Origin of the sequence: Gordonia effusa NBRC 100432, assembly GCF_000241305.1 — a bacterium.
Lineage (GTDB): Bacteria > Actinomycetota > Actinomycetes > Mycobacteriales > Mycobacteriaceae > Gordonia > Gordonia effusa.
In genome coordinates this window covers 1-17,972 of sequence record NZ_BAEH01000055.1, presented here as the reverse complement: position 1 = coordinate 17,972, position 17,972 = coordinate 1, and the positions used below count along the sequence as shown (strand labels likewise).

General features: G+C 63.7%; 20 protein-coding genes and 1 pseudogene. 14 read left to right on the top strand and 7 right to left on the bottom strand.

Annotated elements, in window-relative coordinates:
- Window positions 1–38: 38 nt before the first annotated feature.
- From GOEFS_RS10315 to GOEFS_RS10305, 3 genes are read left to right on the top strand one after another with little or no spacing between them, the layout of a single operon-like run.
- The gene (locus tag GOEFS_RS10315) at window positions 39–914 is read left to right on the top strand and encodes an alpha/beta fold hydrolase (protein WP_083837291.1); all 876 of its coding nucleotides are present in this window, start codon (window positions 39–41) and stop codon (window positions 912–914) included.
- A gap of 37 nt (window positions 915–951) precedes the next feature.
- Window positions 952–1,860, top strand: a complete 909-nt coding sequence (locus GOEFS_RS10310) for a P1 family peptidase (RefSeq protein WP_007317844.1) — start codon at window positions 952–954, stop codon at window positions 1,858–1,860.
- Window positions 1,857–2,642: an alpha/beta fold hydrolase gene (locus GOEFS_RS10305; RefSeq protein ID WP_007317843.1), complete on the top strand. Its 786-nt coding sequence runs from the start codon at window positions 1,857–1,859 to the stop codon at window positions 2,640–2,642. Before GOEFS_RS10310 ends, GOEFS_RS10305 begins: the two co-directional genes overlap by 4 nt.
- An 82-nt stretch (window positions 2,643–2,724) precedes the next feature.
- Here GOEFS_RS10305 and GOEFS_RS10300 read toward each other — a convergent pair whose 3' ends face one another.
- Window positions 2,725–3,612 carry an iron-sulfur binding domain-containing protein gene (locus GOEFS_RS10300; RefSeq protein ID WP_007317842.1) on the bottom strand — a complete coding sequence of 296 codons (888 nt, stop codon included), beginning with the start codon at window positions 3,610–3,612 and terminating at the stop codon, window positions 2,725–2,727.
- On the opposite strand from GOEFS_RS10300, the gene GOEFS_RS10295 reads away from it, so the two are divergent.
- From GOEFS_RS10295 to GOEFS_RS10285, 3 genes are all read left to right on the top strand, one after another.
- The gene (locus GOEFS_RS10295) at window positions 3,611–4,231 is read left to right on the top strand and encodes a carbonic anhydrase (protein ID WP_007317841.1); all 621 of its coding nucleotides are present in this window, start codon (window positions 3,611–3,613) and stop codon (window positions 4,229–4,231) included. The two genes, GOEFS_RS10300 and GOEFS_RS10295, sit on opposite strands and share 2 nt — an antisense overlap.
- Before the next feature lie 61 nt (window positions 4,232–4,292).
- Window positions 4,293–5,048: a hypothetical protein gene (locus GOEFS_RS10290; RefSeq protein WP_040524906.1), complete on the top strand. Its 756-nt coding sequence runs from the start codon at window positions 4,293–4,295 to the stop codon at window positions 5,046–5,048.
- A 6-nt stretch (window positions 5,049–5,054) separates the two neighbouring features.
- Window positions 5,055–5,636, top strand: coding sequence for a maltokinase N-terminal cap-like domain-containing protein (locus GOEFS_RS10285; protein WP_007317839.1), 582 nt, complete (start codon window positions 5,055–5,057; stop codon window positions 5,634–5,636).
- Here GOEFS_RS10285 and disA read toward each other — a convergent pair.
- Window positions 5,633–6,739, bottom strand: coding sequence for a DNA integrity scanning diadenylate cyclase DisA (gene disA, locus GOEFS_RS10280; RefSeq protein ID WP_007317838.1), 1,107 nt, complete (start codon window positions 6,737–6,739; stop codon window positions 5,633–5,635). The two genes, GOEFS_RS10285 and disA, sit on opposite strands and share 4 nt — an antisense overlap.
- On the opposite strand from disA, the gene GOEFS_RS10275 reads away from it, so the two are divergent.
- A complete protein-coding gene (locus tag GOEFS_RS10275; protein ID WP_007317837.1) occupies window positions 6,738–7,331 on the top strand; it encodes a PaaI family thioesterase in 594 nt (197 codons plus the stop codon). The genes disA and GOEFS_RS10275 overlap by 2 nt on opposite strands.
- A gap of 3 nt (window positions 7,332–7,334) precedes the next feature.
- Here GOEFS_RS10275 and radA read toward each other — a convergent pair whose 3' ends face one another.
- Window positions 7,335–8,765, bottom strand: coding sequence for a DNA repair protein RadA (radA, locus tag GOEFS_RS10270; RefSeq protein WP_040524898.1), 1,431 nt, complete (start codon window positions 8,763–8,765; stop codon window positions 7,335–7,337).
- A 66-nt stretch (window positions 8,766–8,831) separates the two neighbouring features.
- A complete protein-coding gene (locus tag GOEFS_RS10265; protein ID WP_007317835.1) occupies window positions 8,832–9,473 on the bottom strand; it encodes a copper chaperone PCu(A)C domain-containing protein in 642 nt (213 codons plus the stop codon).
- Between the two features lie 274 nt (window positions 9,474–9,747).
- On the opposite strand from GOEFS_RS10265, the gene GOEFS_RS10260 reads away from it, so the two are divergent.
- From GOEFS_RS10260 to rlmB, 5 genes are all read left to right on the top strand, one after another.
- A complete protein-coding gene (locus GOEFS_RS10260) occupies window positions 9,748–10,236 on the top strand; it encodes a CarD family transcriptional regulator (protein WP_007317834.1) in 489 nt (162 codons plus the stop codon).
- Window positions 10,237–10,273: 37 nt separating this feature from the next.
- A complete protein-coding gene (ispD, locus tag GOEFS_RS10255; protein WP_007317833.1) occupies window positions 10,274–11,017 on the top strand; it encodes a 2-C-methyl-D-erythritol 4-phosphate cytidylyltransferase in 744 nt (247 codons plus the stop codon).
- On the top strand, window positions 11,014–11,478 hold the full coding sequence (ispF, locus tag GOEFS_RS10250; RefSeq protein ID WP_007317832.1) for a 2-C-methyl-D-erythritol 2,4-cyclodiphosphate synthase: 465 nt from the start codon (window positions 11,014–11,016) through the stop codon (window positions 11,476–11,478). Before ispD ends, ispF begins: the two co-directional genes overlap by 4 nt.
- A 73-nt stretch (window positions 11,479–11,551) precedes the next feature.
- Window positions 11,552–12,940, top strand: a complete 1,389-nt coding sequence (cysS, locus tag GOEFS_RS10245) for a cysteine--tRNA ligase (protein WP_007317831.1) — start codon at window positions 11,552–11,554, stop codon at window positions 12,938–12,940.
- Window positions 12,941–12,961: 21 nt separating this feature from the next.
- Window positions 12,962–13,915: a 23S rRNA (guanosine(2251)-2'-O)-methyltransferase RlmB gene (gene rlmB / locus GOEFS_RS10240; RefSeq protein ID WP_007317830.1), complete on the top strand. Its 954-nt coding sequence runs from the start codon at window positions 12,962–12,964 to the stop codon at window positions 13,913–13,915.
- Here rlmB and GOEFS_RS10235 read toward each other — a convergent pair whose 3' ends face one another.
- Complete coding sequence (locus tag GOEFS_RS10235) at window positions 13,916–14,659, bottom strand: LamB/YcsF family protein (RefSeq protein ID WP_007317829.1); 744 nt, start codon at window positions 14,657–14,659, stop codon at window positions 13,916–13,918.
- A gap of 47 nt (window positions 14,660–14,706) precedes the next feature.
- Between GOEFS_RS10235 and GOEFS_RS10230 the strand changes: the two genes are divergently transcribed.
- Window positions 14,707–16,263, top strand: coding sequence for a carboxylesterase/lipase family protein (locus GOEFS_RS10230; protein ID WP_040524902.1), 1,557 nt, complete (start codon window positions 14,707–14,709; stop codon window positions 16,261–16,263).
- Window positions 16,264–16,266: 3 nt separating this feature from the next.
- Here the strand turns inward: GOEFS_RS10230 and GOEFS_RS10225 are convergent, their stop codons facing one another.
- Window positions 16,267–16,749: a DUF2599 domain-containing protein gene (locus GOEFS_RS10225; protein ID WP_007317827.1), complete on the bottom strand. Its 483-nt coding sequence runs from the start codon at window positions 16,747–16,749 to the stop codon at window positions 16,267–16,269.
- A 75-nt stretch (window positions 16,750–16,824) separates the two neighbouring features.
- Here GOEFS_RS10225 and GOEFS_RS10220 point away from each other — a divergent pair, with 75 nt between their 5' ends.
- Window positions 16,825–17,619, top strand: coding sequence for an alpha/beta fold hydrolase (locus tag GOEFS_RS10220; protein WP_007317826.1), 795 nt, complete (start codon window positions 16,825–16,827; stop codon window positions 17,617–17,619).
- Between the two features lie 116 nt (window positions 17,620–17,735).
- Here the strand turns inward: GOEFS_RS10220 and GOEFS_RS10215 are convergent.
- Window positions 17,736–17,972: pseudogene (locus GOEFS_RS10215) on the bottom strand (hypothetical protein); the annotation flags it as partial.

Sequence of the window (17,972 nt, the reverse complement as noted above, 5' to 3'; positions counted from 1 at the left end):
CACCTTGTATTCTCTAGACCGATCTGCATAATCATAACATGGTTACTCCAACATCGGCTGCGCTCTGGTGGGATCGTGGGTCCAGGATTCCGTTGATTGTCGGGGGCCGCCAGCGGCATGTTTTCTGTCGGGTAGGGGGCAGCGGGTCGCCGCTAACGATGCTGCACGGGTACCCAACGTCGTCGCTAGATTGGGCGCCGCTCTGGGATAAGCTCACCGCACATCATCGGGTGATCGCGATCGACTTCCTTGGATACGGCAGATCAGACAAACCGCAACGACATACGTACCGTCTCGATGAACAGGTGGAAGTGGTCCTAGGCATATGGCATCACCTGGGCATCGATGAGGGTGCGATCGTCGCGTATGACTACGGGGCAATCGTCGCGCAACTTCTTCTCACCCATCACAGCGAGCGCCTGACTCGTGTTGTGATGATGAATGCTGGCCTGATTCCCGAGCATTATCACCCGAGGCTGATCCAGCGGATCGCTCAGATCCCGATCCTCGGCGCCGTCGTCTTCCGACTTCTGAATGAGCGTTTGTTCACTCGTGCATGGGCGGAAGTTTTCGGCCCCGATCATCCACTGTCTGCCGAACTCGCACACGAACACTGGCTCGCGATGTCGCACGCGGGGCGCGCCGGCGATACACAACGGCGTCTTTTGAGTTATATCCCGGAACGGAAGCAGCGGGCTTCGGAACTCGACACCGCACTTGACACCCGAGTCCCGCTATCGTTCCTTTGGGGGGCAGCCGATCCCGTTTCGGGTCCGGTTGCGTCTGCACTCGCAAAGCGGTTGCCCAAAATTGACCTTGTCTCGTACCCGGGTGTCGGGCACTACCCGCATCTTGAGGTGCCTGATCGGGTCGCCGCCGACATTCTCACCCGCTCCGCGCAGTCTCCGACCTGACTGGGCACGACCAATCGTGACATTGGAGGAATACGACATGGTGCAGCAGATCCCCATCGCAGGCATCTCCGTCGGCCACTGGACTGAACAGAATGCGCAGACCGGATGCACCGTCGTGCACTTCCCGCAGGGGACGGTGGCATCGTACGAGTCCCGCGGAGGCGCCCCCGCAGCGCGGGAGCTTTCTGCCTTAGAGATCGACAAGTCAGTCGTCTCTTGCGATGCGGCACTGCTTACCGGCGGGTCGGCTTTTGGGTTGGCTGCTGCCGACGGCGTGATGAGGCGTCTGGAGGAATTGGGTCGCGGCGTTCCGACGCCGGGAGGGCCAGTACCGATCGTCCCAAGCCTCGCCCTCTTCGACCTCGCGATAGGCGACAGTGCGGTTCGGCCGGGCGAGCAGGAAGGTTACCGGGCGGCAGTCAGTGCGTCGAACGAGTGCCCGGAAACCGGCCAGGTTGGCGCGGGCACTGGCGCGCGGGTCAGTCACTGGCGCGGCCCAGCCGGGACACGACCCGGAGGTATCGCAACCGCGACTCGGACTTCGGGCGACGTCGTGGTCTGGGTACTCGTCGCGGTAAATGCTTTCGGGGACATCGACGATGGGCGATTACCGACCACTACCACCTCGGTCGATGCCTTGCGAGAAGTCTTCTCCTTCGGTACCGATGACCGCACACATACCACCATCGGGGTGGTGGTGACTAACGCCGACCTCGACAAAGTAGGTTGCCGGATCATGGCGCAGGGCGCCCACGATGGCCTCGCCCGCGCGCTTACTCCACCTCATACCCGCTTCGACGGCGACGGCTTCATCGCGGCTGCGACCGGTGTTGTGCGGGCACATGTCGATGTCGTTCGGCTGCTCACGGTCTTCGCCGTCGCGGACGCCATCCGCAGCTGCGCGGTCGGAGATCCCAACCCGGAAATCGGAGCCGACACGAAGTGAACGAGACAGGTCTGCGTGACTATGGCGGGCGCGTCGACGGCGTCGGCCCAATTGTGTTGCTGCACGGGCTGATGGGGCGAGGCCGTACTTGGCGCCGTCAGATTCCGTGGCTGCGAAACTATGGTCGCGTCTTTACCCTCGACGCCGCCTGGCACACCGGATCCGATGGCGTGCCCGACGACCCGACGCTCATCCCGTCGGCCGACATCGCGACCGAACGCTTCGTCACCGACGTCGCCGAAGTGCTCACCTGGATCGATCGCGGGCCGGCGATCTTGATCGGGCATTCGATGGGCGGTCTGCATGCCTGGTGCACCGCCGCCCGATATCCGGAGCTGGTGTCGGCGCTCGTCGTCGAAGATATGGCACCCGACTTTCGCGGCCAAACCACCAAAACGTGGACCCCGTGGTTCGATTCGTGGCCGGATCAATTCGAGTCCCTTGATCATGCGCAAGAGATGTTCGGCGAAGTGGCTGGGCGCTACTTCTACGAGGCATTCGACGATGGGTGCTTGCATGGAACCTTGCCGGTGTGGGCGGCGATCGCCGAAGAATGGGGGCATCGTGATTTCTGGGCTCAGTGGCGAGCGGTCTCAGCGCCCGCATTGCTGATCGAAGCCGAATTCACCGTCACGCCGGCAGGTCAGATGCGAAAGATGCTGTCGGACAACAAGAATGCGCAGTACATCCGCGCCGACGGGGCCGGTCACCTTGTGCACGACGACGCCCCGCACTTCTATCGTGGTGCGATTGAAGCGTTTCTATCCGGTCTTGCGGGGTGATGACCCGCGGAATTATGTCCCCTGAGCGAGTCAGGTGTCATATGAGCATCTGCTCAAGCGTCGGGACATTTCTTCCGCGCAGTTAGCTCGGCAATGCGTACAACTGGTCGTCGGTGACTTCGACGAGCCCGTCGACAAGTAGTGAATCCAGCGCGCGGTTGCGTTGTCCGGAATCGGGCCACACCACGTCCAGGCGCTCCCGTGATACGGGAGAAGTGTTGTCGCGCAACACATCCAGTAGCAGTCCGCGTACCTGACGGTCGGTGCCCTTGAACTGTTGACGTTTCGGCGCCGGGCCGTCGTGCGCCGGGCTTCCCGCGGCCAGCCATGCGCAGGTCGCGCTGATCGGACAGTTCTCGCAATCAGGATTGCGGGCCGTGCACACCAGCGCGCCCAACTCCATCAACGCGGCGGAGAACCGTGGCGCCGACGTCGCGTACCGCCCGGACGGTGTCCGCGGCGCCAGGGCATCGGCGTCGGCGAGGTCGGTGCGCGCGGGACTACCAGGTATCGCCCGACCGTGAACCGCCCGCGCGATGACGCGGCGCACGTTGGTATCGACAACCGGAACCGACTGCCCGTAGGCGAAACAGGCAACCGCCCGTGCGGTGTAGTCGCCGATTCCGGGCAGGCTCAGCATGGTTTCGACATCATCGGGGACGGTGTCGCCGTGGTTGGCGGCCAACAGCGCGGCGCATTCCCGCAGTCGCAGCGCGCGACGCGGATAGCCGAGTTTGCCCCACGCGCGCAAGACGTCCGACGTCGGCGCGGCGGCCAACGCCGATGGCGTTGGCCAGCGCTCGATCCACGCCGACCACGGTCCGAGAACTCGCGCGACTGGCGTTTGTTGAAGCATGATTTCGCTCACCAGAATCTGCCACGGCGTGACTCCCGGTGAGCGCCACGGCAAGTCGCGCTCAACCCGGTCGAACCAGCCGAGCAGTCGGCGGGGTGGCACACTGCTAGTCATGGCGAGAATCACTCCAGCACAGGCATGGCAGCAACTCCGCGACGGCAACGACCGCTTCTATGCGGGCCAGTCCATACACCCGAGCCAGGGTATCGAAGATCGGTCCCGGCTCGCCGACGGACAGTCGCCAAGCGTCGTCATGTTCGGTTGCTCGGATTCGCGAGTCGCCGCTGAGATCATCTTCGACCAGGGACTCGGTGACATGTTCGTGGTGCGGACCGCGGGGCATGTTGTTGACTCCTCGGTCATCGGATCGATCGAGTACGCGACGGAGGTTCTCGGCGTACCTCTCATCGCCGTGATGGGACACGACTCGTGCGGAGCCGTGACCGCGACGGTGAATGCGATCGACGATCTGGAGATTCCCGGCGGTCACATCCGAACGGTCGTCGAGAAGATCGCACCGAGCGTCTTGGAAGGTAAGAGTGAGGGCCTGACGACCGTCGACGAATTCGTCGCGCGCCACGTGCAGGAGACTGGTGCATTGATCACCCAGCGCAGCAACCTGATCCGGGACCGCGTCGATGCCGGCGACCTCGCCATCGTCGGCTTGACCTACCGGCTGAGCGACGGCCATGTAGAACTCGGCGGCGTTGTGGGCAACATCGGCGAGTCATAAAGTCCCGACACGCCGCATTAGGTAAAGTACCCGGCCCGCTACGACCACTAGCGTGGGCAATGTGATTGAACCGCAAGGACCATTGCCGCCGGAGATCTATTGGCGACGACGCGTTGTGGCAGGCGTCGGTGCATTGGCCATCGTCGGTTTGGTGATAGCGCTGATCGTCTGGACGACGTCGGGTTCGGACGATCCCAAACAAACTGCTGCGACGCCGTCGAGTAGCGAGCCGGTGCAACCGACGGCCGCCGATCCGTCCGAATCTCCCGCTCCGGGTGCCCAAACCGGCGACCAGGGTGGCACTGGCCAGGGCAATAACACCAGCGGCACACCCTCGACGTCAGCGTCGGCGTCGGCGACGCCCGGACAGAGTTCTGCTGCGGCGCCAGCTCCGGTGCCCGCGTCGGGACTATGCCCCGACCAGAACATCTCGGTTGTCCTCTATACCGACAAGCCGACCTACAAGACCGGTGACCAGCCGCAGTTCACCATCGTCACGACGAATGCCGGTCTGACCGCGTGCACCCGCGACGTCGGGAAGGCTGCCCAGAACGTGGTGGTCCGCACGCTCGACGGCACGCGGACGCTGTGGTCGGCGCGGGACTGTTCACCGTTGCAAACGGTGAACAACCAACAGCTTCAGCCGGCGCAACAGGTACGAGACAACATCACCTGGTCGGGCACCACGTCGAGTCCCGGCTGCAACAAGCCCCGCGTACAGATTCCGGTCGGCGCCTACCAAGCCATCGGCAAGATCGGCGAACGTGAGTCGGCGCCAATCACTTTCAACGTTGTAGCCCCGGCACAGGAGCCGTAGAAGATCATGGCGACGGTCCACCCGGAAGCTGTTATCTCGCCTCGCAAGAGTGAGTTGATCGCCGAGTGGTTGCCCCGCCAGTCGTGGTATCGAGGCCCTGCGGATCAGCGGTTTAAAAGAGTCGGTTCCTATCGGTTCGATGATCCCGAGGGCGAAGTCGGGATGGAAACCATCCTCACTCGCGGGCAGATCGATGGCCAGATCTACCAGATACCGATGACCTACCGCGGCGCAGCGCTGGCTTCCGGCGAACTGATGACCACGATGGAACACTCCATCCTCGGTCCACGCCATATTTACGTCGGTACCACTGATCCGGTATTCCTCGCAGTCATTACCGCGACCATGATTGACCGTGGGCGAGAAGCCGAGCAAGTGATCGCCGGTGGCGATCAGCATGGCGTCGCCGTGCCGTCTGGAGCGCAGGTGCGCGGCAGCGGGCGGCTGACCGAGTCGGACGGTGACGTCGAAGTGGTTATGCCGCATCTGATTCCGGCACCACTTCCGCGTGAAGTGGTCGCGAAACTCGAGGGGTATTGGACCGATGGAACAGGTCCGGTCGCCTGGCTGATCGACGCGAAATCCTAGTACCGCTCGATACTCGTCTCGGCTAATCTCGACAATCCTTCGCGGATATGTCGGGCCCAGATGCTGCCGATACCTTCGACGGCCTGCAAATCGGCTGCGCTGCTTGCCAATAGGGCCTGCAGGGTGGCGAAATGCCGTACCAGCCGGTCGATATGCGCGAACTGCAGTCGTGAGATCCGTGCGAGCAGGCGATAACCGCGTGGGCTCATCGAATTATCTTGTGCCTCAACCGTTGTCGGGTAGCCGAAGGCGCCGGCGACCAACGTGAGGTCAAGTAGATCGGCGTCGGACAGTTCTTCGAGCGCCTCGAGTGCGACCCGCACCTCCTCGGTGCTAGCCGGTTCCGGCGTCGAATAGTAGTCGCGCACAAGGAGTTCGCGCATGGTGTCGTTGTCGCTGATGAGTTCTTCCAGCTGCAGGCTCACCTGGCGGCCGTTGACGCCGAGTTCGAGGACGTATTCCTCGATTTCCACCGACACTCGGCGCACCATCTCCATCCGCTGCGCGGCACTCATCGCATCGCGCAGCAGCACATAGTCTTCGATCTCTGCTCGGGATAGCTGTGCGTTCACCTCGTCGAGCCGCGTCTTGTACCGCTCCAAGGTGGCCAGTGCGACGTTGGCGCGGGAGAGAATCGGGTCGGGGGATTCGACGACGCGGCGAGTGCCGTCGACATAGGCGCTGACGATCGACATCGACGCACTCACCGAAATGACCGGGAACCCGGTTTGGATGGCAGTGCGCTCGGCGGCTCGGTGCCGCGTGCCGGACTCTTCGGTCGGGATCGAAGGATCGGGGACGAGCTGGACATTGGCTCGCACTATGCGCTTGCCGTCGGTGGACAGGACAACCGCGCCATCCATCTTGCATAGTTCGCGCAGGCGGGTTGGCGCGAACTCGACGTCGAGATGAAAGCCGCCATCGCAGATCTTCTCGACGTCGGAATCGTGGCCGAGGACGATTAGAGCGCCGGTACCGCCGCGCAGGATGCGTTCCAGGCCGTCGCGCAGGCCGCTGCCCGGTGCGACGCGCGCCAGGGTCTCCCGGGTCAGATCGGACATAGTCTTCTCCAGATTGAGACCGGATTTCACGACGTCAGGCATGCGGATAGGGTATCTGGGCGTGAGTAGTGCATTTGTAGTACCCGAGGATTCCGAAGTGCTGACCCGCCACCCGAAGGCGCGGCGCGCGGGTGAGCTGATCGATCTCCACCACACCATGTGCCACGGCTGCGGCGACGACGCGATCGAAGGACTGCGCATCAAGGTGTACGCCGCGGAGGGATTCACCGTCCGCGCGAAGATGGATGTGCAGCGCCGGATGGAAGGCGGCCCGGGGACCATTCACGGCGGGGTGCTGTCGGCGGCATTCGACGAGGTGATGGGTCATCTGCCGTTGCTTATCGGTCCGGGCGCGGTGACCGCGCATCTCGAAATCGACTTCTCCGCGCCGATTCCACTTGGCTCGACGCTGTATTTCGAGGGGCGGATCCTCGCGAAGCAGCGTCGCAAGATCTACACCGAAGTGGTTGCGCACCTTCAGGATCCCGCCGTCAATACCGAGCCGCCGGTCGTCGCGACCGGACGGGCGTTGTTCATTCAGGTCAACGGCGCCGCACACTACGGAAAATATGTGGCGAACTCGCAAGTGGCAGAGCACTATTCGAAGATCACCCCGACGGGTGACGGACAGTAGCGCTCAGAACGGCGCTTCGCCGATATCGTCGGTCGTGGGCTTCCGCTTTGGACGCTGGTTCGCGCTGCCCAGCGCGGCCTCGGCCGCGTCGGCGAGATGACTCACGCGGCGGATCGAAATTCCCTTGGGCACATCGTCATCGGGAGTTCCGGCGGGAATGATCGCATGGCGAAAACCTAGCCGCTTTGCTTCGGAGAGTCGCTTGCCGATCCCCGACACGCGCCGGATTTCGGCGGCCAGACCCAGCTCGCCGATAATCACCGTGTGCGGCTTGATCATTCGTTTGCTGAAGTCGGACATGACCGCCAGTGCGATGGAAAGGTCGGCGGCGGGCTCGGTCACCCGCATGCCGCCCACCGTCGAGGTGTAGACCTCGCATTTGCCTAATTCGGTGAAGTTCATTCTGCCCTGGATGACGGCGAGAACCATTGCGACCCTTGCCGAATCGAGTCCGGAGACCGCCCGGCGGGGGTTGTTCATCTCGCTCTTGTTTACCAGTGCCTGCACCTCGCCGACGAGTGCGCGTTTGCCATCCATGTGGACCAGCGTGGCCGATCCTTCGGCTGACTCGTCGCGGTGCTGCACGAAGATTCCGGACGGATCGGGTACCTCGTGGATGCCGTCGTCGCGTTGTTCGAAACAACCGACCTCGTCGGCGGCGCCGAAACGATTCTTGATTCCGCGTACCATCCGCAAGCTGGAATGCTTGTCGCCCTCGAAGGACAGCACAACGTCGACGAGATGCTCGAGCGAACGCGGTCCGGCGACGTTGCCGTCCTTGGTGACATGGCCGACGAGTATGACCGCGATGCCGTTGTTCTTGGCGAGTGAGACCAATGCGGTTGTGACAGCGCGGATCTGGGTGACACCACCGGTGACGCCATCGACGTCCCCGGCGACCATCGTCTGCACTGAGTCGACGATGAGTAGCGTCGGCGATACCTCGACAACATGGCCGAGAACGGTGGAAAGGTCGGATTCGGCTGCGAGATAGACGTTCTCGTGGACGGCGTCGGTCCGCTCGGCGCGTAATCGGACCTGACCGGCCGATTCCTCACCGGTCACGTACAACGCCGTCTTCCCTTGCCGCGCCCACTGTTTGACCGCCTCGAGTAGCAGCGTCGACTTACCGACACCCGGCTCACCGGCGAGCAGGATCACCGAACCCGGTACGACACCCCGGCCAAGCACGCGATCGAGTTCGCCTATGCCGGTGGGAAACGCCGCCGACGTTTGCGGGTCGATGTCGGTGAGTCGTTTGGCCGGGCTCGCCGGCGCGACTACACCGGTGGCGCGCGCCTTGGCCGACGATGCCGCGAGCACCGTTACCTCGTCGACGGTCCCCCACTCGCCGCATTCGGGGCAGCGTCCAACCCACTTGGGGGTCTGATGGCCACACGCGGTGCAGCGGAACGTCGAGCGCGGTTTAGCCATGCCCCACAGCGTAAAACGCCCCACCGACAACGAATGTCGATGGGGCGTTTGGAGAGAATGAAGCGGCTAGTGCTCTCCGCCTTCGGGCTCCTCTGCCTGCCGCGGCTGGTCAACGCGGGTCGCGTAGGTGCCGACGTCGACCGGGGTATCGGCGACGACATCGCCGGTGACGGTGGTGAACTTGTCTTTGTCGATCACCGATGCCTTTGAGAAGGTGAATCGCAGCTTGGTGGTCAGGCCGGCCGCAACGGTCTTGCCGGCGTCGCGCAGGGTAACCACCAGGCGCTTTTCGTTGTCGGCCTCAGCGGTGAGCAACCCGACCGGCGAACCGGCGCGCAGGGCGCCACCGGGGGAGATGACCCGATCGCCGACCGAGTTCTCGATCTCGACGGTTCCCTGCGGAGCAGTGATCTTGTCGAGCCGGTAGTAGTGGTCAGGGCTGTTGTTACTGATCACGAAGGCGACCTTGAACGGCCCACCATTGCCGAATACCTCGTCGGATTTGCTGGCCGGGTACAGAATCTGCACATCGCGCAGCGCGAGCTGATCGAAGTTCACCGACGCGCCGTTGATCGCTGCTGCCTGATTGGCGCTCTGAGAAACCTGCCCGGCACTACATGCGGTGCTGCTGAGCACAACTCCGAAGCCGACCGCCGCGATAGCGAACGCCGACGACAACCGGCGCTTGGAGAGAGTATGCACGGACACCGTTCCTCCCAGTGTGCGAAAAAAGTCCTAGTGACAACCTGCACTACGCAGCGTAGTGGGCGGTTCTATCGGTTGTCTGCCCGGGTGCGAAGAATGTGGTCGCGGGCGTCGTGGCGAGAGGAGGTTCCGGTGGCCCAGGCCACACGCTACTACTGGGCGTAGCAGAGCTCTGGCCAGCGGTTTGAGTCCCCACTAGTCCCTTGACCTGCACCGTTGTTCAGAGCGGGTCAGGCGTCCGTGTTAGACTGGCTTTACTCGAAAGGGGCACGGAACATTGAATTTCAAAGTTGGCGACACCGTTGTCTATCCACATCACGGTGCTGCTCGGGTCGAGGACATCGTCACTCGGACCATCAAAGGTGAAGCTATCGAATACCTTGTCCTCAAGGTTCAAGATGGCGATATGACCGTTCAGATCCCTTCGTCGAAGCTGGAATACGTCGGCGTTCGCGACGTCGTGGGTGAAGAAGGTCTCGATCAGGTCTTCCAGGTATTGCGGGCCCCGCACACCGAAGAACCGACTAACTGGGCGCGCCGATTCAAGGCCAACCAGGAGAAGTTGATGTCGGGTGACATCATCAAAGTCGCCGAGATCGTTCGCGACCTGTGGCGTCGTGACCAAGACCGCGGTCTGTCCGCAGGTGAGAAGCGCATGCTGACCCACGCGCGGCGCGTACTGGTCGACGAGCTGTCGCTCGCGCAGAACACCGACGACGAGAAGGCCACCAGCATTCTCGACGAGGTGCTCGCGGCGGCATCCTGATCGGCCACAAGAGAATTCGGTCGGGGGGCCGCGCTGCGTGACCGTCCACTATCTGCCCGGTGTTCCACGTCGGGTTCCCACCGCTGTCATAGTCGTCGCCGCGGGCTCGGGTGAGCGACTGGGCGAATCGGTGCCGAAGGCATTCGTCGAACTCGACGATCGCACGATTCTGCAACATGCCGTGTCGCGGATCGCCAAACTCCCCGCGGTGGACCTGATCGTCGTCGTGGTACCCGGACGTTTGGTCGTCCGGGCGCGGCTGGACGTGATGTTCGCGCGGCCGCGCGTCCACGTCACCGCCGGCGGTGCCCAACGAAGCGATTCGGTCCGGGCCGGTATCGAGCACATCACCGCCGTCGCGCCGGAAACCGAAGTGATCCTGGTGCACGACGCCGCCCGTCCGCTGACGCCGACCTCGGTATTCGACCGCGTCGTCGACGCGGTGACGAGCGGCCACCGCGCGGTGGTTCCCGGAATTCCGGTGGTAGACACGCTCAAAGAAGTAGCCGTGAACGGCGAACAAGTCGCCGTACGCGGAACCGTGGATCGCGAGACGTTGCGGGCGATTCAGACGCCCCAGGGATTTAGTTTCGAAGCTCTGACCCGTGCGTACGCCGATCCAACCGAACTCGCCACCGATGACGCCGGCCTGGCCGAGCGCAGCGGCATTGCCGTACATGTTGTCGACGGTGACGCCCTCGCGTTCAAAATCACCACGCCGTGGGATCTGCGGATCGCGCGCAGCGTCGTCGCCGAATCCGGACCGGAGGAATTGTCATGAGGGTCGGCATCGGAACCGACGCACATCCCATCGAGTCGGGTGCGGACTGCTGGATGGTCGGCCTCTACTTTCCCGACGACGACGGTTGCGCCGGCCATTCCGATGGAGACGTCGGCGCACATGCCTTATGTGACGCGGTGTTGTCGGCCGCCGGCTTGGGCGACGTCGGGGCGGTCTTCGGCACTGGTCGGCCGGAATGGGCCGGAGTCTCGGGAACCGCGATGCTGGCCCATGTGGCCGAACTGGTCGCGCAGCAGGGCCTGCGGGTGGCAAATGGCGCTGTTCAGGTCGTCGGGAACCGCCCCAAAATAGGTCCCCGTCGGGAAGAAGCGCAGCGGGTACTCACCGAAGCACTCGGTGCCCCGGTATCGGTGTCGGCGACGACGACTGACGGCCTGGGGATGACCGGCCGCGGCGAAGGTATCGCCGCGGTGGCGACCGCACTCGTCATCGATCGATAAAGATCGATCGGTTCGTCCGCGCAAACCGACCGGTCGCCGGATTGGCGTAACTCACCAGGTAAGATGGCCCGTCGTGACCCTTGCTCTGTATGACACCGCTGCTCGAGAGGTGCGCGATTTCATCCCGCTGCGCCCCGGACAAGTTTCGGTGTACCTATGTGGCGCAACGGTTCAGGGCATCCCGCATATCGGTCACGTGCGCAGCGGCATCGCATTCGACGTGCTGCGGCGCTGGCTCGCCTATCACGGCAACGACGTGTTGTTCGTCCGGAACGTGACCGACATCGACGACAAGATTCTGCGCAAGGCGGCCGACGCAGGTCGGCCCTGGTGGGAATGGGCCGCTACCCACGAGCGCGCCTTCAACTCGGCCTATGACGCCCTCGGTGTGTTGCCACCGTCGGCCGAGCCGCGCGCCACCGGATTCATCACGCAGATGGTCAGCTACATGGAACGGCTGATCGAGCGTGGTCACGCCTACGCGGCCGACGGCAATGTGTATTTCGACGTGCGCAGTCTCCCGTCCTACGGAGAACTGTCGGGACATAAACTCGACGATGTTCATCAGGGCGAGAGTGCCGGCACCGGCAAACGCGACCCGCGCGACTTCACGTTGTGGAAGGCGGCGAAACCCGACGAGCCGTCGTGGCCGACGCCCTGGGGCGACGGACGTCCCGGTTGGCATTTGGAGTGCTCGGCGATGGCCACCGGTCTGCTGGGCCCCGAGTTCGATATCCATTGCGGCGGAATGGATCTGGTGTTTCCGCACCATGAGAACGAGATCGCGCAGAGTCACGGCGCGGGTGACCCGTTCGCGCGGTACTGGCTGCACAACGGCTGGGTGACCATGAGCGGCGAGAAGATGAGCAAGTCGCTCGGCAATGTGGTGGCGATTCCGGAAATGCTCAAGCGGGTCCGTCCGGTCGAATTGCGCTATTACCTTGGCAGCGCCCACTATCGGTCGATGCTGGAATATTCCGAAGCCGCGTTACACGAGGCGGCGGCAGGTTTTCGGCGGGTGGAATCCTTTGTGCAGCGGGTTAATTCGCGGGCAGGTGCCGTCGAAGTCGGCGATGTGACCACCGAGTTCGCGGCCGCACTCGATGACGACCTCGGCGTGCCCGCCGCGCTGGCGGTGATCCATAACGTTGTGCGACATGGCAATTCGGCGCTTGAGTCGGGTGATGCGGATGCGGCGGTTGCCGCGGCTTCCTCGGTGCGGGCCATGATGGGTATCCTCGGTGTCGACCCGCTGGACCCGCATTGGGCCGCCGACGCCGGCCAGGACGAGGCGGCGACGCAGGCACTCGACGTACTTGTCCGCGCGGAACTCGAACGCCGGACTCGCGCACGTGCCGACAAGGACTGGCCCACCGCCGATGCTGTGCGAGATCGGTTGGCGCAAGCGGGCGTTGAGGTTACCGATACGCCCGACGGTGCCCAGTGGACTCTCAAAGGCTAGTAACTCTCAAAGGAGGCCATCATGGCCGGAAACTCCCGACGTAAGGGTGCGATCCGCAAGTCGGGGACCAAGAAGGGGCAGGTCGCCGGTTCCGGCGGTCAGCGCCGACGCGGCCTCGAGGCACGCGGCGCGACACCGAAAGCCGTTGACCGCCCGTATCATCCAGCGCATAAGAAAGCCAAGGCCGCCGCTAAGTCGGCGACCGGGCGCGCGCCACGGTCCCGCAAGGACGAGGATGCCTTCGAATATGTGCTTGGGCGCAACCCCGTCGTCGAATGCCTGCGCGCGAAAGTTCCTGCGACAGCGTTGTATTTGGTCACCTCCGTCGAACCCGACGAGCGAGTGACCGAGGCGGTGAAGATGGCCGGGGACCGTGGCATCGCGATTCTCGAAGTGTCCAAGGCCGAGCTGGATCGACAGTCGACCAACGGTATGCATCAGGGCATCGCATTGCAGGTGCCGCCATATCGGTACGCGCACCCCGACGACGTGATGCGAGACGCGGTGGCCAGCGGTGAACCGCCGCTGCTCGTCGCCCTCGATAACATCACCGACCCGCGCAACCTCGGTGCGGTCATCCGCTCGGTCGCGGCATTCGGTGGGCACGGCGTGCTGATCCCGCAACGTCGGAGCGCGAGCGTCACCGCGGTCGCGTGGCGGACCAGCGCGGGCGCCGCCGCCCGGCTTCCCGTTGCCCAAGCGCCGAATTTGACTCGGACGCTGAAGGATTGGGCTGCCAACGGGACACAGATCGTCGGACTCGACGCCGACGGAGACGTCACCTTGGACGAGTACGACGGCACTGGTGGCACCGTTATCGTCGTCGGGTCTGAAGGCAAGGGACTCTCGCGGCTGGTGCGGGAAACCTGCGACTCTATTCTGTCGATTCCGATGGCCGGCGATGTGGAAAGCTTGAACGCGTCGGTGGCCGCGGGTGTGGTGCTCGCGGAATTCTCGCGGCAACGTCGGGTGTAGTTAGCCGGTCGCGGCGATGGTAACCCCGGCCGCTGCCAGTGCGTGACGTACAGCCTGTGCGTGTTCGACGGCACCGGGAGTATCGCCGTGTAGGCAAATAGATTGTGCCGCAACCGAAATCGTCGAACCGTCGATGGCCGTCACCGTATTCGACGTCACCATCCGCACCACTGCGTTGGCGACGTCGGCGCTGTCGGTGATCAGCGCGCCGGGCTCACCGCGCGGCACCAAGGTGCCGTCGGGTCGATAGCCGCGGTCGGCGAATGCCTCGGAGATAGTTGGCAAGCCAGCGGCCCGCGCGTCACGCAATATCTGTGAACCCGGCAGGCCCATCACGGCGAGATCGGCGTCGACGCCGCGGACCGCTTCGATGACCGCCGCCGACTGACGTTCGTGGTGCACGACGGTGTTGTACAGCGCGCCGTGCGGTTTGACATAGCTGACGGTCGAACCAGCCGCGTGGGCCAGCGCGCGTAACGCTCCGATCTGATAAATGACGTCGGCGACCAGATCGTCGTAAGCGATGTCGATGAACCGGCGTCCGAAACCTGAACGATCCGGATAGGAGACTTGCGCACCTATTCGTACGCCGCGCACGGCAGCCGCGCGGCAGGTCTCCGCGAGCAGCGTCGGAGTTCCAGCGTGGAAGCCGCACGCGATATTCGCGCTGGTCACCAGGGTGAGCATTGCTTCGTCGTCACCGATTCCCTCGCCAAGATCAGCGTTGAGGTCGATGACAGCCATAGTGCTCATCCTAGTTGTGTGCGTATCCGTAAGTTATGTTGGTAACCATGTCAGTCAACGATGTAAATGTCGTAACCACGCAGGGCGTGGTCGCTGGTGTGCGAGGCAAGCGCACTCGCGCGGGAACCACCAGCTGGAAGGGTATTCCGTTCGCGGCCCCGCCGGTGGCTCAGCGACGTTTCGCCGCTCCTGAGCCGGCGCCGAAATGGCCGGGCATCCGCAACGCCAACGAATACGGCAAGGCCGAAATTCAGCGCAAGGAGGTCACGGCAGTCGCGCCCGGCAAGTTCTGGCCGATGAGTGAGGATTGTCTGACGCTGAATGTCTTTGCGCCGCAGCGCACTTCGGTTGGCCCGCGACCGGTGATGGTGTTCATCCACGGCGGTGCCTACATCCTCGGTACCACCGCGACGCCGCTATACGACGGCGCATTGCTGGCGCGCGACGGTGACGTCATCGTGGTGACGGTGCAGTACCGATTCGGAGCCTTCGGGTACCTCGACTTCAGCGCTTATTCGACGCCGGAGAAGACCTTCTCCAACAACAACGGTCTGCGTGACCAGGTCGCGGCGCTCGAATGGGTACGCGACAATATCGCGGCCTTCGGCGGCGATCCGGCGAATGTGACGATCTTCGGTGAGAGTGCGGGTGGCTCGGCGGTCACCGCATTGATGGCCACGCCGGCCGCGGAAGGTTTGTTCACCAAGGTGATCAGTGAGAGTCCGGCATTGGACCTGGTCATCGACCGCGACGAAGCTGACGTCTTCGCCGACGAATTCCTGCGACTGCTGCAAGACCCGCGGCGCAAGTCGCGCACGATGGAGCGCACCGAGGAGCCGATCAGCCCCGAACAGGCGCAGAAATTGCTCGCGCAGTCGTCTGCGCGGGAGATCCACGAAGCCACCGATCGGCTGACCCGGTTCGCCGTGCGCGCCGGAGCCAAGGCCGCGATCCCATTTGGCCCCGTCGTCGATGGCGATTACCTGCCGAAACGTCCGGTGCAGGCCGCACTGGCGGGCGAGACTCATCGAGTGCCGCTGATCATCGGCAGCAACAAAGAAGAGGGCAATCTCTTCACCAAGCTGTGGAATATCCTCCCCGAAGGCGAGCAGGCGCTGATCGGGGTACAGGACCCCGCACATCGTGCGGCGCTCTCCGCCGTCTACAACGACGGTCATCCTCGCGCCGACGTCCGGCTGGCGGGAGACGCGGTGTTCTGGGGGCCGATGATGCCTTTCGTCGAGGGACACATCCGGCATTCGCCAGCCTTTGTCTACCGCTACGACTTCAATCCAAAGGTGTTGCGCTGGACCGGATTTGGCGCTACTCACGCGACCGAACTATTCGCGGTCTTCGGTGCCTACCGGATGGCGCTGGGCGCGGGACTCGCGTTGGGCGAGTGGCGTCGGACCGCGCAGATCACCCGGCAGGTGCAGCGCCATTGGTCGGTGTTCGCGCGGACCGGAACACCGGAACGGCAGTGGCCGGCATACGACGAAGCGACGCGCAGCGTGATGATCCTCGACGTGCCACCGCGGATTGAGCACAACCCGGAGTCGGTGCGTCGGGAGACCTGGCAGAAGGTGCACGCGCTGGTCGGTTAGGACCTAACCTGCCGGGCCTTCCTCGGCTCCACCCGGATTACATCGGGTGGCGATCATCTCGTCGTCGGTGACCACCGGCCGCGCCGGCTCCAGATTCCAGCTGGTTTTCATCGGATCGACGAGGCGGGCAAAGGTCCAATGGCAATCGAATTGGGCCTTCATCGTCGGAGTATTCGCCGACGGTTCGGCCGCGATCACCTCGCGCCACGCCGCTGCTCCGGCGCTCTCGGCGCTGGTCTTGCGGCCCGACGTGGTCGGATATACCTGCAGACTCGCGCCGACATCGGTAGTCGCCCACTGCACGTGGTCGATGTATGGCGGTGGATAGTCCGGAGTGGTCGATGTCGAGAATGCGGGCGTGCGAGTGCTGATTAGGGTGGGCGTCGGGTCCGACGTCACCGTCGACGTCGCGGCTGGGGTCGGCTCGGCTGACCCGCACCCGGTGAATATCGCGGCGGCCACCGGAAGCGCGAAGATCGCGGCCACTGCACGAGATGTTGTTCTTTCGATTCGCAATCGTTCCCCTCAAACCCGTCTTCGTCCGCCAGACTGAACAACAGTATGAACGCGAACCCTGACGATACCGTCGATGGCGGTACTTACCTGACACTTGGGCCGCGCCGAATCTGGCATTACGAGGGTGGCGAACCAGCCGGGCATCCGGTGACGTTGCTGCATGGTGCTTTTGCGTCCGCTGCGACGTGGGGCGCGCAATTCGCCGATTTCGGTGCGGCCGGATTGCGTGTGCTGGCGCCTGAACGCAGCGGACATGGGCACAGTCCCGATCACGTCGAGCCGTTCAGTTATCTGGACATGGCCGCCGAGACCATCGACTATCTCGAGGCCGTGCTCGATCAACCAACGCATATCGTCGGCTGGAGCGACGGCGCCGTCGTCGGCCTGCTGGTCGCGATGACGAGGCCGGACTTGGTGCATCGGATGGTGTTGATCGGCCAATACTTCAATCGAACCGGCGAGCTGGCCGATACTTGGTTCGAATCGGTTCGAGCCCGTGATCCAGAGACGATCGCCATGCTGCGTACTTACTACGACTCATCGTCGCCCGACGGTCCCGAGCATTTCGACACGATCTTGGCTAAGACGATGACGCTGATCAGCGTCGAACCGGACTTGGCGCTCGATCAGATCGCGCGAGTGCAGCATCCGACGCTCGTGGTGCAAGCTGACCACGACGTCGTGGACCTGCAACACACCATCGACGTCGTGAACGCATTGCCGAACGGTCGTCTCGCGGTGCTGCCCGGGACGCACATCCTGCCGATCGAGGCGCCCGAGGTCTTCAATCCGCTAGTGCTGTCGTACCTTGCGGCCGAGCCGCCGGCGAAGTGGCCGTAGGACTGGAGTCTGCGTCCTGGGGCTGAGTGAGGGGAGTGCTCCCTCGCGTCGGCTGAGGTTGCAGGTTCTAGTCTGCGATGTCGGGCTGGGCGAGGTAGATGTTCCCTCGCGCGGCGTCAGACCGCAGGTTGCAGTCTGCGTTTGCTGCTGCGCGAGGCGATTACGCGCGGACCCGCGAACCGGCAGATCAGGTAGATCACGAACGAGATCGTGGTCACGAATACTGAGACCGGCAGGCCGGGTGCCAGCGACAGAACCAGGCCGCCGACCGCCGCTATCTCGGCGAAGGCGATCGAAAGTCCAGTCACCACAGCGGGATTGGCGCTTAGGCGGGCCGCGGCTGCGCCCGGGGT